This is a genomic window from Mycolicibacterium peregrinum (assembly GCF_001665625.1).
Lineage (GTDB): Bacteria > Actinomycetota > Actinomycetes > Mycobacteriales > Mycobacteriaceae > Mycobacterium > Mycobacterium peregrinum_B.
This window is the reverse complement of sequence record NZ_LZSY01000114.1, coordinates 33,535-46,078: the sequence shown is the minus strand read 5'-3', so window position 1 is coordinate 46,078 and position 12,544 is coordinate 33,535. Positions and strand designations below refer to the sequence as shown.

The following is a 12,544-nucleotide window of genomic DNA, read 5'->3' as shown; positions in this document are numbered from 1 at the left end:
CGGCGCTGCCGGTGGCGGATGAAGTGACGGCCCGATTGTGACCTTGGCCAGGCCACAACCGGCACGTCCGGACGGGTCAGTGCTTCTCAGGACCCCAGTAGTACTCGAAGACCAGGCCGCTGACAGCCATCAGCACGAAGCAGATGCCGGCCACAATCAGCCAGGGAAGCCAGAGGGCGGCACCCACGGCTGCGACTGAGAAGGACAGCGCGATCAGGATCGGCCACCAGCTGTGCGGCGAGTAAAAGCCAAGTTCGCCTGCGCCGTCGCTGATCTCAGCATCTTCGTAGTCCTCGGGGCGGGTGTCGAGACGCCGCGCCACGAAGCGGAAAAAGGTGCCGGTGATCAAGGTCAGGCCAGTGGTGAGCACCAGCGCTGTGGTGCCGGCCCACTCGACGCCGCCGGTGGCGAACATCGCGGTCAGCACGCCGTAGACCACCGCCGACAGCGCGAAGAACGCCGTGAGGATCTCGAACAGTCGAGCTTCAATATGCATTGCGTGTAGCCCCTACTTGCTCGCCTGCGGTGCCTGCTCACCGCGTCGGGTATCGAACGGGTGCGTGGTGGTGGCCAGCGGCGGCTGGTTGATGGCCGCCAACGCCTGGGCATTGGTCTTGCCCGCGTTGCGCTGGTCGATGTAGGCCTTGAAGTCATTGGGTTCGACGACCCGGACCTCGAAGTTCATCATCGAGTGGTAGGTGCCGCACATCTCGGTGCAGCGCCCGACGAAGGCGCCGGTCTGCTCGATCTTGCTGACCTGGAAGATGTGGTCCGAGTGGTTGGCCACCGGCTCGGGCATCACGTCGCGCTTGAAGAGGAATTCCGGCACCCAGAAACCGTGGATCACATCCGCGGAGTTGAGCTGGAACTCGATGCGCTTGCCCACGGGGAGCACCAGCACCGGGATCTCGGTGGAGGTACCCAGGGTCTCGATCTTGTCGAAGTTCAGGTAGGTGCGGTCCTCCGGGTTGAGGCCCCGGATCGCGCCGACCCGCTCTTCACCGTGGGCGTCCTTGCCCTCGGGCTTGGACGTCATCGCGCCCTTGCGCTCAGCGTCGACACCGTCGTAATCGAACGTGCCGTCGGCGTAGTCGATCTTCTGGTAGCCGAACTTCCAGTTCCACTGGAAGGCGGTCACGTCGATGACGACCTCGGGGTTCGGGTCCTTGTGCAGCATGCGCTCCTGGACCACCACGGTGAAGTAGAAGAGCACCGAGATGATGAGGAACGGGACGACCGTCAGCACCAGCTCCAGCGGCATGTTGTAGCCGAACTGGCGCGGCAGCTCGGTGTCGCCCTTCTTCTTCCGGTGGAATGCACTCGACCAGAAGATCAGAGCCCACACGATGGCGCCCACCACGAAGGACGCAATCACGGAGCCGATCCACAGCTCTCGGTTGAGTTTGCCCTCCGGAGTGATTCCGGTCGGCCAACCGAGCGCGAGTGCGTCCTGCCAGCTGCAGCCGCTCAGCAAGAGCGCTGAGCCACCCAGGACAATGGTCAACAACGCCGCTCGGGCCACCTTCTTAAGCCCGCGAGGTGTCACGTTGGCGCCTCCTAGATCGGTATTTCGCGACCGCGACCGGTCGTTGTTTTGCGAATACTACGCAGCGTAGACCACGCCGGTCCACGGGAGCGAAGCGACTCGGGAATGGGATCGCAACGCGAGCTGAGCAGCCGACGCAGCCGCGCGGGTGGTGGTCTCGGGGAGCCGCCGGATCAGACATACTGACGCGGTGTGTGGACTGCTCGCCTTGGTAACTGACCCAGCCCAATCCACCCAGGGTGACGCCTCCCCAGACGCCGGATCGCAGCTGGTCGACGCGGTGGCCGGCGCCTCCCACCTGATGCGTCACCGCGGGCCCGACGAGCCCGGTACGTGGGCCGACACCAGCGGCGACGCCACTGTGGTGCTCGGTTTCAACCGGCTGTCGATCATCGACATCGCGCACAGTCACCAGCCGTTGCGCTGGGGACCCGCCGACGAGCCGGACCGCTACGCACTCGTCTTCAACGGTGAGATCTACAACTACCTGGAATTGCGTGAAGAGCTGCGCGGCGCCGGTGCCGTATTTCACACGGACGGCGACGGCGAGGCCATCGTCGCCGCGTACCACCACTGGGGCGCAGACGCGCTGAATCGGCTGCGCGGCATGTTCGCATTCGCCGTGTGGGACACCGTCGAACGTGAGTTGTTCTGTGCCAGGGACCCGTTCGGCATCAAACCGCTGTTCATGGCCACCGGGCCGGGAGGCACCGCGGTGGGCAGCGAGAAGAAGTGCCTGCTCGGCCTGGCCGACATTCTCGGGCTGGACCTGAGCATCGACGAGCGGGCAGTGCAGCACTACACCGTGCTGCAGTACGTACCCGAACCCGAGACGCTGCACCGCGGCATCCGCCGGCTGGAGTCGGGCAGCTACGCGCGCCTGAAGCCCGGCGGCCGTCCCGAGGTGACCCGCTACTTCTACCCGAAATTCAATGCGGTGCCGTTCGTCAAGGGCGCCGAGCAGTCCCGCTACGACGAAATCACCGCCGCCCTGGAGGATTCCGTCGCCAAGCACATGCGTGCCGATGTGACGGTCGGCGCGTTCCTGTCGGGCGGCATCGATTCGACGGCCACCGCGGCGCTGGCGATGCGCCACAATCCCCGGCTGATCACCTTCACGACCGGATTCGAGCGGGAGGGCTTCTCCGAGGTGGACGTGGCCGTCGCGTCCGCCGAGGCCATCGGCGCCCGGCATGTCACCAAGGTGGTCAGCCAGGCAGAGTTCGTCGAGGCGCTGCCCGAGATCGTCTGGTACCTGGACGAACCGGTGGCCGACCCGGCCCTGGTACCGCTGTTCTTCATTGCCCGCGAGGCCCGCAAGCACGTGAAGGTGGTGCTGTCCGGCGAGGGTGCCGACGAGTTGTTCGGTGGCTACACGATCTACCGGGAGCCGTTGTCGCTGCGGCCTTTCGACTACCTGCCGCGTCCGGTGCGCAAATCGCTGGGCAAGGCGTCCAAACCACTGCCCGAGGGCATGCGTGGCAAGAGCCTGCTGCACCGCGGTTCGCTGACGCTCGAGGAGCGCTATTACGGCAATGCCCGCAGCTTCTCCGATGAGCAGCTGCGGGCGGTGCTTCCGGGCTTCCGGCCGGAATGGACGCACACCGACGTCACTGCCCCGATATACGCCGAATCGCGGGGCTGGGATCCGGTGGCCCGCATGCAGCACATCGATCTGTTCACCTGGCTGCGCGGCGACATCCTGGTCAAGGCGGACAAGATCACCATGGCCAACTCACTGGAACTGCGGGTGCCCTTCCTGGACCCCGAGGTGTTCGCGGTCGCGTCCCGGCTGCCCGTCGATCAGAAGATCACCCGCTCGACCACCAAATACGCGCTGCGGCGGGCACTGGAACCGATCATTCCGGCCCATGTGCTCAATCGGCCCAAGCTGGGCTTCCCGGTGCCGATCCGGCACTGGCTGCGCGCCGGAGAGCTGATGGACTGGGCCTACGCGATGACGGCGTCGTCGCAGGCCGGGGCGTATGTCGACCTCGCTGCCGTGCGCACCATGCTCGACGAGCACCGCAGCGGCGTCAGCGATCACAGCCGCCGGTTGTGGACCGTGCTGATCTTCATGCTGTGGCACGCCATCTTCGTCGAGCACAGCGTCACCCCGCAGATCAAGGAACCGCACTACCCGGTACAGCTCTAGGCGCGATCAGTCCCCCGCAAGCGGGCGGTGCCCCCAGCAAAACTGCCCCGAAACCGATGGTTTCGGGGCAGTTTGCGTCGGTTCGGCAGGCTAGTTGCCGAGCGCCTTGCCGATCTCGGCACCGGCCTCGGCACCGTAGGCATCGGTCAGGCGCTGCACTGCTTCGGCCGCATCCCAGGTCCACTCCTGGGGACCGGTCGCTTCGAGCACCAGGACCGCGACCAGGGAGGCCAGCTGCGCGGAGCGCTCCAGGCTCAATCCGGCGCTGCGCCCGGTCAGGAAGCCGGCCCGGAAGGCGTCGCCGATACCGGTCGGGTCGGCCTGATGCTTCTCCGGCACGACGCCGACGTGCACGAACGTACCGTCGGAGCTGACCAGATCGACGCCCTTGGCACCGAGGGTCGTGACGCGCATGCCGATCTGGCTCATCACCTGCGCCTCGCTCCAGCCCGATTTCTGGAGCAGCAGGTCCCACTCGTAGTCGTTGGTGAACAGATAGGTGGCGCCGTTGATCAGCTTGCGGATCTCGTCACCGGAGAGCCGGGCCAGCTGCTGGGACGGGTCGGCGGCGAAGGCCAGGCCGAGCTTGCGGCACTCCTCGGTGTGCAGGAACATCGCCTCGGGGTCGTTGGCACCGACGATCACCAGCTCGGGCTTGCCGACGCGGTCCACCAGATCGGCCAGGGAGATGTTGCGCGCCTCGGACATCGCACCCGGGTAGAACGAGGCGATCTGGGCCATGTCCTCGTCGGTGGTGCAGACGAAGCGGGCGGTGTAGGCGCTGTCGGAGATCAGCACGTTGCCGCAGTCGACGTTGGCGCCTTCCAGCCAGGTCCGGTACTCGGCGAAATCCTGGCCTGCGGCGCCCACCAGCGCGACATCGCCGCCGAGGGCGCCGATCGCGAAGGCCATGTTGCCCGCGACTCCCCCACGGTGGATCACCAGATCGTCGACCAGGAAGCTCAGCGACACCTTCTGCAGGTGGTCGGCCAGCAGTTGCTCGGAGAATTTGCCCGGGAACCGCATCAGGTGGTCGGTCGCGATGGATCCGGTAACTGCGATGGTCACGTAGTGTCACCCCTCATTTCGTTAAGTCGGCTACATAACAGTACCCGCGTGGGCCTTCCGGCGATCTGCGCGCACAGTCGCACCTCGTGGGTTGCGCTAACCTGCGTATAACCGTATTCCCGGTCACCGTAGACGGCTGACCCACCTCCAGATCACGCGGGGAGCGTCATTTGATGACTGGTTCTTACCAGTACCCCGAGCACATTCCGCCCCAGCCCTATCCCGAGCCGGTGCCGACCGAACCGTCGGCATATCCCGGGACGCTCCCGCCGCCGGTGCCCTACCCCACGCGGCGGCGCTGGCCCAAGATTCTGGCGGCGCTGCTGGTGGTGGCGGCACTGGGAGGGGTGCTGACGGCGGTGCTGGTCGCGGGCCGGCGTGGGCCCGTGGCACCGGTGGTGGTCTCCGACGCGCGGGCGCAGGCCGCAATCCAGGAGTACCTCGACGCGCTGCTCGACGGGGACGACGAAACCATTGCGCGGCACACCCTGTGCGGGCTGTACGACGGGGTCAAAGATCGCAAGGCAGACCTGGCAGTGGCCGGCCTGGCCAGTGACGCATTTCAGAAGCAGTTCAGCCACGTCGAGGTGACGGGCATCGACGCGAATGTGCCGTGGTCCACCACGCAGGCCCAGGTGCTGTTCACCATGCGGGTCGCACCGGCCAGCGGGTCGACCCGAGGCCAAAGCTCCAGCGGCCAGGAACAGCAGGGCGTGGCACAGCTACTGGTGCAGAAAGACGGGAAGAACGAGCACGTTCTGGTGTGCTCGTATGTACTGCGCACCAGCGGTCAGTACTGACCGCTGGGCGTCAGCTCACGTCAGTTGAAGGAGTCGCCGCAGGCGCAGGAGCCGGTGGCGTTCGGGTTGTCGATCGTGAAGCCCTGCTTCTCGATGGAGTCGACGAAGTCGATGGTGGCGCCCTGGACGTACGGCGCGCTCATCCGGTCGACGACCAACCTCACGCCGCCGAACTCGGCATTGAGGTCGCCGTCGAGGGTGCGGTCATCGAAGAACAGGTTGTAGCGCAGGCCGGCGCAGCCGCCCGGCTGAACCGCGATACGCAGCGCGAGGTCGTCGCGGCCTTCCTGGTCCAGCAGCGCCTTCGCCTTCGTCGCCGCAGCGTCGGACAGGGTCACACCGTGGGTTTCGGTGGAGGTGGCGTCCTGAACAGTCATAGCTCTCCCTAAACATCCCTGGGCATCAAGGAAACGCGAGGACGTACCGCGCGTCTACTACCTCAACGGTACCTTGTTCCGACGCTATTCCCGACTTATCCACAGGCCGGGGCATGTGGCCGGGTCACCTGCGGCGGGCAGTAACCTGGCAGTCGTGAAGCTGCTGGGCCGCAAGAAGGACAACGAAGGCGAATCCGCCGGAACCGACCAGGTCGTCAACGGGTCGGCCGCACCGACCGCCGAATCAACGGCCGGTGCTGCGACCTCAGGCACCGCCCCCAAGGGCAGGCCGACACCCAAACGCAACGAGGCGAGCAAGCGGCGCGGCCCGGTCGCACCGGCACCGCTGACCTCCGCCGAGGCGCGGCAGCGCCGCAAGGAGCTGCGCGGGCCCAAGCTGTCCAAGGAAGAACGCAAGATCGAGCGGCTCACCCGCCGGGCCGACATGTCCGATCGCCGCGAGAAGATGATGGCCGGCGAGGAGTCCTACCTGCTGCCCCGCGACAAGGGCCCGGTTCGCCGTTATGTCCGCAACATCGTCGACTCCCGCCGCAATGTGCTGGGCCTGTTCATGCCCGCCGCCCTGGCGATGATCTTCTTCATGCTTGCGCTGCCGTCGCTGAAGTTCCAGCAGATTCTGTCCTACGCGATGCTGATCCTGGTCGTCATCATGCTCATCGACGGGTTCATCGTCGGCCGCAAGGTGAATCACATGGTGGACGAGAAGTTCCCCGACAACACCGAAAGTGGTTGGAAGCTCGGGCTTTACGCAGCGAGCCGGGCGTCGCAGCTGCGCCGCATGCGCGCGCCGCGGCCGGCGGTCGAACGCGGCGACAAGATCTCTTGATGCCATTCCAGGCGGCCTGAGGAGTGCGCACCCTGGTGCTCGGCGGTATCCGCTCGGGTAAATCGCAGTGGGCCGAGGCGGCGATCGCCCGTGCTGCCGGGGAGGCACCGGTGTGCTACCTGGCCACCGGGCCCGGCGGCGACGGTGATCCCGCCTGGGCCGACCGCGTGAGCGCACACCAGGTGCGTCGGCCCGCGCACTGGCACACCGTGGAGACCTCTGATCTGTCCGGGGCTCTGAACTCCGGCGCGGGCGAGATTCCGGGCACCGCAACACTCGTCGACGATATCGGTGGCTGGCTGACCGCGACCATGGACCGCCTCGGCGCCTGGACCGGATCACCCGTGGACCGCGAAGTCGACGTCCTTGTGCAGGCGGTGGACGCGTTCACCGCTCCCCTGGTCCTGGTCAGCCCCGAGGTCGGGCTCACGGTGGTGCCTGCCACCGAGGCGGGACGCCGGTTCGCCGATGAACTGGGCACGGTCAACCAGCGTCTGGCCGCGGTGTGCGACCGTGTGGTGCTGGTGGTGGCCGGCCAACCGCTCACGGTGAAGGAGCCGTCATGACGCAATTGGACGAGGCCTTCGCCGCGGTCGCTGCACCAGATGCCGAGGCGGCCGCGGCGGCACGGGCCCGCCAGGCCCGGCTCACCAAACCGCCCGGCTCCCTCGGTCGGCTGGAAGACCTCGCGGTCTGGGCGGCCTCGTGTCAGGGCGTGTGCCCGCCGCGGGCGCCCACCCGGGCCCGCGTGGTGGTGTTCGCGGCCGACCACGGGGTCACCGCCGCAGGCGTTTCGGCTTTTCCGGCCGCGGTGACCGGACAGATGGTGGCCAACTTCGACGCGGGCGGCGCCGCGATCAACGTACTGGCCGAGGTGGCCGGGGCCACGGTCCGTGTCGCCGACATGGCCGTCGACTGTGACGAGCCGCTGTCCCCCGCGGTCGGCGCCCACAAGATCCGCCGCGGCTCGGGCAACATCGCGGTCGAGGATGCCCTCACCGAAGAGGAAGCGGTCGCGGCAATCTCGGCAGGGCGCCAAATCGCCGACGAAGAGATCGATGCCGGGGCCGATCTGCTGATCGCCGGCGATATGGGAATCGGAAACACCACGGCAGCAACAACTTTGGTGGCAGCACTGACTGGAACCGAACCTGTCGTGGTCGTCGGCCGAGGCACCGGTATCGATGACCAAGGCTGGATGCGCAAGACCGGCGCGGTACGCGACGCGCTGTACCGGGCACGATCGGTGACCAGCGATCCGGTGGGTCTGTTGCGGGTGTGCGGCGGTGCCGACCTGGCCGCGATGGCCGGGTTCCTGGCCCAGGCCGCGGTGCGACGCACCCCGGTGCTCCTGGACGGCATGGTGGTGACGGCCGCGGCCCTTGTGGCCGAGAAGCTGGCACCAGGTGCGCAGGCGTGGTGGCAGGCGGGCCATCGGTCGACCGAACCGGCCCACAGCCTGGCGCTGTCACAGCTGGGACTGGAGCCGATCGTCGACCTCGGCATGCGTCTGGGCGAAGGTACCGGCGCCGCGGTGGCGCTGCCGATCGTGCGGGCCGCGATCGCCACCCTGGCCTCGATGGCCACCTTCGACGAGGCCGCAGTGGCCGGATCGCTCGAATCAACACCATGATTTCCGCGCTCGGCGGGGCGTTCGCATTCGGCACGGTGCTACCGGTGCGAACTTCGGCCGGCATCGGTCGAGGCGCCCTCACCGCGCTGCCCGTGGCCGGCCTCATGCTGGGCGCGCTCGCGGCCGCGGTGGTGGCCGGCGGCCAGTGGGCCTTCGGCACCGGTGGTGCACTACCCGGCCTCCTGGCGGTGGCGGTGCTCCTGCTGGCCACCCGCGGGCTGCACATCGACGGGTTCTGCGACACCGTCGACGGTCTTGGGTGCTACGGCCCGCCGGAACGAGCACTGGCGGTCATGCGTGACGGTTCGGCGGGGCCGTTCGGCGTCGCCGCGGTCATCGTGGTGATCGGTTGTCAGGCAATGGCATTCGCTCAACTCAGCGCGGTCGCCGTCGTCCTCTCCGTCACCGCCGGACGCGTCGCGGCGGTCGTCGCCTGCCGCCGTTCGGTGCCCGCCGCGGCGGGCAGCTCACTGGGTGGCGCGGTGGCCGGCACCCAGCCGGTGGCCGTCGTGGCGGCCTGGGTGGGCGCCGTTGCTGTCCTGGCCGCATGGGCGGGTCCCCGGATGTGGCAGGGCCCGGCCGTGGTGCTGGTGACCGTGGGCTGTTCGGCGCTGCTGGTCGCCCACTGCGTGCGACGGTTCGGTGGCATCACCGGTGACGTGCTGGGCGCCGCCGTCGAGGTGACGACGACGCTGACCGCGCTCGGGCTGGCGATCGGCTAGTTCAGCCGCGCCATCCAGCCGTGCGTATCGGCGAAGGTGCCGCGCTGGATCCCGGTCAGGGTGTCACGCAGGGCCATGGTGATCTCGCCCGGTTGTCCGTCGGCGATGGTGAACTCGCCGTCGGCGTGTTTCACGTGGGAAACCGGGGTGATCACCGCGGCCGTACCGCAGGCGAACACCTCGGTGATCTCACCCGCGGCGGCCTTCTTCTGCCACTCGTCGACATCGATCTTGCGTTCCTCGACCGCGAATCCGGCATCGGTTGCCAACTGCAGCAACGAGTCTCGCGTGATACCCGGCAGCAACGAGCCGGACAGCTCCGGGGTGACGAGCCGGGCCGAACCACCACTGCCGAAGACGAAGAACAGGTTCATCCCGCCCATCTCTTCGACGTAACGGCGCTCGATCGCGTCCAACCACACCACCTGGTCGCACCCGTTGTCGGCGGCCTGCGCCTGCGCGAGCAGCGAGGCCGCGTAGTTGCCGCCGAACTTGGCCGCGCCGGTGCCACCGGGTGACGCGCGCACGTACTCGTGCGACAGCCACACGCTGACCGGCTTGATGCCGCCCTTGAAGTACGCCCCGGCCGGCGAGCCGATCACCAGGTAGCGGTACTCGTTGGCCGGGCGCACGCCCAGGCCCGGCTCGGTAGCGATCACGAACGGCCGCAGGTACAGCGACTCCTCACCGCCGGCCGCGGGCACCCACGCCTCGTCGACCGCGACGAGCCGGCGCAGCGACTCGATGAACACGTCCTCGGGAAGTTCCGGGATGGCCAGCCGCCGCGAAGACGCCTGCAGCCGCGCGGCGTTGGACTCCGGCCGGAAGGACACGATCGAGCCGTCCGCCCAGCGGTAGGCCTTGAGCCCTTCGAACACTTCCTGCGCGTAGTGCAGCACGATGGCCGAGGGGTCGAGCTCGATCGGCCCGTACGGGACCACCCGCGGGTCGTGCCAGCCCTGTCCGGCGGTGTAGTCGATGGCCACCATGTGGTCGGTGTGGTACTTGCCGAAGCCTGGGTTGGCCAGGATGGAGTCGCGTACCGCATCGGTCGCCGGATTCGCGTTGGCTGAAACCGTGAACTCGAGATGGCCGCTAGTCATGCAGCGATTGTATCGCCCGGTCGCTAGCGCATTTCCCCGCGGGAGCAGGAGCTCAGCGGGTGTGCGGGGCCACGAACGGCGGCTTGACCACTTCGCATTCGACGGCGCGGCCACGCACGTCCACACTCACCAGCTGCCCGTCGGCGATGTCGTTGGCGGTGTCGATGAGCGCCAGCGCGATACCGACTTTCAGTGACGGCGAGAACGTTCCCGATGTCGTGGTCCCGATCCGGGTGTCCCCGTCGACCACCGCGAGATCGGCGCGCAGCACTCCGCGGCCGACGGCCTTGAGGCCGCGCAGCACGCGGGCCGGTCCGGCCTCCTTCTCGGCCAGCAGCGCGTCGCGGCCCCAGAACGCGTCCTTCTTCCATCCGATCGCCCAGCCGCAGCGGGCCTGCAGCGGCGAGATGTCCAGCGACAGTTCGTGTCCGTGCAGCGGATAGCCCATCTCGGTGCGCAGGGTGTCGCGGGCACCCAGGCCCGCGGGCTCGCCGCCGGCCGCGCGCACGGCCGCCACCAGGGCGTCGAACACCACGCCGGCGCGGTCCCAGGCCGGCAGCAGTTCGTAGCCGTGCTCGCCGGTGTAGCCGGTGCGGCACACCCGGACGAACACACCGTCGTATTCGGCATCGGCGTAGCCCATGTAGTCCATGTCGGTGGGCAGCCCCAGCGCGTCGAGCACCTCGGCGGACTTCGGCCCCTGCACGGCCAGCACGGCGTAGGAGCGGTGCTCGTCGGTGATGGTCAGCCCGTCGGGAGCGTTCTTGCGCAGTTCGGCGACGACAGCCGCGGTGTTCGCGGCATTGGGCACGAGGAAGATCTCGTCGTCGGAGACGTAGTAGGCGATCAGGTCGTCAATCACGCCGCCCGACTCGGTGCAGCACAGGGTGTACTGCGCCTTGCCCGGTCCGATCCGGTTCAGGTCGTTGGTGAGGGCCGCGTTGACGTAGGCCGCCGCACCCGGCCCCTTGACCAGTGCCTTGCCGAGGTGGCTGACGTCGAACAGGCCGACGGACTCACGCGTGGCATTGTGCTCGGAGACGGTCCCGGCGTAGGACACCGGCATCAGCCATCCGCCGAACTCGGCGAAACTGGCCCCCAGTTCGCGGTGGCGGTCTTCCAACGGTCCGTGCAGCAGGTCGTCACTCACGAGTTCACCCTAAACCGCACGCCTGATCCCACCACCAAACTGCACACTTACCTGGTGGTCGATTTCGATGCGCTGGAATCCGGCGGGATCGCCGACGCCCGCAGGCGCGCCCCGCTCATCGAGTATCTGGACGGTCTCGGGTTCACCGCCGAGGAGATGATCGAGGCCGAATCCCGCGGCCGGCTGTTCGGCCTGGCCGGCGATGTCCTGCAGTGGTCGGGGCCGCCGGAGTTCTGCCTGGCCGATGTGGCCGCGATGATCGAGGTTCCGCTGGCCGACGTGGAACGCGCGTGGGCAGCGCTTGGCCTGACCGTCGCCGGATGCGACGTAAAGACACTGAGCACGGCCGACGTGGAGGCGCTGCGCACCTGGGCCGAGATGCGTGTGCTGGTGGGAGACGTCGAGGCCACCGGGTTGCTTCGAGTGGTGGGTTCGGGCATGGCGAGGTTGTCCGAGGCCATCTCGTCGATGAGCCGGGCCGGCACCCCCGACATCCAGCTCGAGCATTCCCATGACGAGCTCACCACCGCCAAGGCCTACCGGGCCGCGGCCCGGTTCATTCCCCGCATCGGCTCGATGATCGACGCCGTGCACCGTCACCATCTGATGAGCACACGGCGTTACTTCGAGCACGTCTTGCAGGAGGGATCCTCAGGCGTGTTGTGTGGCATCGGTTTTGCCGATCTTTCCGGTTTCACCGCACTCACCCAGATGCTGACCACCACCGAACTGTCGGCCCTGCTCAACGAGTTCAGCTCGACGAGTTCCGACATCGTCCACGCCCGCGACTGCCGGGTGGTGAAGTTCATCGGCGACGCCGTGATGTGGGTGGGTTACGAACCCGAACAGCTGGCTCAGGTGGCCGTCGACCTGGTCACGCACCCGCGGGTACGTGAGACGGGCCTGCACGTGCGGGCAGGAGTGGACTTCGGTCCCGCGCTAGCCATCGGCGGCGACTACTTCGGCAACACCGTCAATCGCGCGGCGCGGCTGGTGGGCATCGCGCCACCCAGCCAGATCCTGGTGTCGGAGTCCCTGCACGATCTCCTGCCGCGCCGACAGTTCGCCGCGGCGCAGGCGCTGACCCTGAAAGGGTTCGACGCACCGGTCACGGCGTATCCGCTCGCCGGACTCTAGGGTGAA

General features: G+C 67.8%; 13 protein-coding genes. 7 read left to right on the top strand and 6 right to left on the bottom strand.

All coding sequences use genetic code 11. The features are described from left to right. Window positions 1-76: 76 nt before the first annotated feature. Together A5779_RS18095 and ctaC are read right to left on the bottom strand one after the other, a co-directional pair. Window positions 77-496: a cytochrome c oxidase subunit 4 gene (locus tag A5779_RS18095; RefSeq protein ID WP_064884224.1), complete on the bottom strand. Its 420-nt coding sequence runs from the start codon at window positions 494-496 to the stop codon at window positions 77-79. Window positions 497-508: 12 nt separating this feature from the next. Then, entirely contained in the window at window positions 509-1,546 is a 1,038-nt protein-coding gene (gene ctaC / locus A5779_RS18090) for an aa3-type cytochrome oxidase subunit II (protein ID WP_064884222.1), read from the bottom strand. A 190-nt stretch (window positions 1,547-1,736) separates the two neighbouring features. Here ctaC and asnB point away from each other — a divergent pair, with 190 nt between their 5' ends. Beyond that, complete coding sequence (gene asnB / locus A5779_RS18085) at window positions 1,737-3,701, top strand: asparagine synthase (glutamine-hydrolyzing) (RefSeq protein ID WP_064884219.1); 1,965 nt, start codon at window positions 1,737-1,739, stop codon at window positions 3,699-3,701. A gap of 90 nt (window positions 3,702-3,791) precedes the next feature. On the opposite strand, the gene A5779_RS18080 is transcribed toward asnB, so the two are convergent. Further along, window positions 3,792-4,769, bottom strand: coding sequence for a carbohydrate kinase family protein (locus tag A5779_RS18080; protein WP_055115086.1), 978 nt, complete (start codon window positions 4,767-4,769; stop codon window positions 3,792-3,794). 173 nt (window positions 4,770-4,942) lie between these two features. Between A5779_RS18080 and A5779_RS34060 the strand changes: the two genes are divergently transcribed. Beyond that, a complete protein-coding gene (locus tag A5779_RS34060) occupies window positions 4,943-5,569 on the top strand; it encodes an Rv0361 family membrane protein (RefSeq protein ID WP_064884217.1) in 627 nt (208 codons plus the stop codon). Between the two features lie 20 nt (window positions 5,570-5,589). On the opposite strand, the gene A5779_RS18070 is transcribed toward A5779_RS34060, so the two are convergent. Next, window positions 5,590-5,946: a HesB/IscA family protein gene (locus A5779_RS18070; protein WP_064884215.1), complete on the bottom strand. Its 357-nt coding sequence runs from the start codon at window positions 5,944-5,946 to the stop codon at window positions 5,590-5,592. 154 nt (window positions 5,947-6,100) lie between these two features. Here A5779_RS18070 and A5779_RS18065 point away from each other — a divergent pair, with 154 nt between their 5' ends. Genes A5779_RS18065 through A5779_RS18050 form a run of 4 tightly spaced genes read left to right on the top strand, consistent with a single transcriptional unit; the run spans window position 6,101 to window position 9,148 of the window. Next, window positions 6,101-6,793, top strand: coding sequence for a DUF3043 domain-containing protein (locus A5779_RS18065; RefSeq protein ID WP_064884235.1), 693 nt, complete (start codon window positions 6,101-6,103; stop codon window positions 6,791-6,793). A 23-nt stretch (window positions 6,794-6,816) separates the two neighbouring features. After that, window positions 6,817-7,359: a bifunctional adenosylcobinamide kinase/adenosylcobinamide-phosphate guanylyltransferase gene (locus tag A5779_RS18060; protein WP_064884213.1), complete on the top strand. Its 543-nt coding sequence runs from the start codon at window positions 6,817-6,819 to the stop codon at window positions 7,357-7,359. After that, complete coding sequence (cobT, locus tag A5779_RS18055) at window positions 7,356-8,426, top strand: nicotinate-nucleotide--dimethylbenzimidazole phosphoribosyltransferase (protein WP_064884212.1); 1,071 nt, start codon at window positions 7,356-7,358, stop codon at window positions 8,424-8,426. Before A5779_RS18060 ends, cobT begins: the two co-directional genes overlap by 4 nt. Continuing rightward, window positions 8,423-9,148, top strand: coding sequence for an adenosylcobinamide-GDP ribazoletransferase (locus A5779_RS18050; protein ID WP_064884210.1), 726 nt, complete (start codon window positions 8,423-8,425; stop codon window positions 9,146-9,148). Before cobT ends, A5779_RS18050 begins: the two co-directional genes overlap by 4 nt. Here A5779_RS18050 and A5779_RS18045 read toward each other — a convergent pair. Together A5779_RS18045 and gcvT are read right to left on the bottom strand one after the other, a co-directional pair. After that, window positions 9,145-10,251 (bottom strand): branched-chain amino acid aminotransferase, encoded by a 1,107-nt coding sequence (locus A5779_RS18045; RefSeq protein WP_064884208.1) that lies wholly within the window; start codon window positions 10,249-10,251, stop codon window positions 9,145-9,147. The genes A5779_RS18050 and A5779_RS18045 overlap by 4 nt on opposite strands. Before the next feature lie 52 nt (window positions 10,252-10,303). Beyond that, window positions 10,304-11,401 (bottom strand): glycine cleavage system aminomethyltransferase GcvT, encoded by a 1,098-nt coding sequence (gene gcvT / locus A5779_RS18040; RefSeq protein ID WP_064884206.1) that lies wholly within the window; start codon window positions 11,399-11,401, stop codon window positions 10,304-10,306. A 54-nt stretch (window positions 11,402-11,455) separates the two neighbouring features. Here gcvT and A5779_RS18035 point away from each other — a divergent pair, with 54 nt between their 5' ends. Then, window positions 11,456-12,538 carry an adenylate/guanylate cyclase domain-containing protein gene (locus tag A5779_RS18035; RefSeq protein WP_064884232.1) on the top strand — a complete coding sequence of 361 codons (1,083 nt, stop codon included), beginning with the start codon at window positions 11,456-11,458 and terminating at the stop codon, window positions 12,536-12,538. The last annotated feature ends 6 nt before the right edge of the window (window positions 12,539-12,544 follow it).

Coding starts and splice junctions, on each gene's coding strand:
- A5779_RS18095 (WP_064884224.1), bottom strand. CDS start 496: ATGCATATTGAAGCTCGACTGTTCGAGATCCTCACGGCGTTCTTCGCG.
- A5779_RS34060 (WP_064884217.1), top strand. CDS start 4,943: ATGACTGGTTCTTACCAGTACCCCGAGCACATTCCGCCCCAGCCCTAT.
- A5779_RS18070 (WP_064884215.1), bottom strand. CDS start 5,946: ATGACTGTTCAGGACGCCACCTCCACCGAAACCCACGGTGTGACCCTG.
- cobT (WP_064884212.1), top strand. CDS start 7,356: ATGACGCAATTGGACGAGGCCTTCGCCGCGGTCGCTGCACCAGATGCC.
- A5779_RS18050 (WP_064884210.1), top strand. CDS start 8,423: ATGATTTCCGCGCTCGGCGGGGCGTTCGCATTCGGCACGGTGCTACCG.
- A5779_RS18045 (WP_064884208.1), bottom strand. CDS start 10,251: ATGACTAGCGGCCATCTCGAGTTCACGGTTTCAGCCAACGCGAATCCG.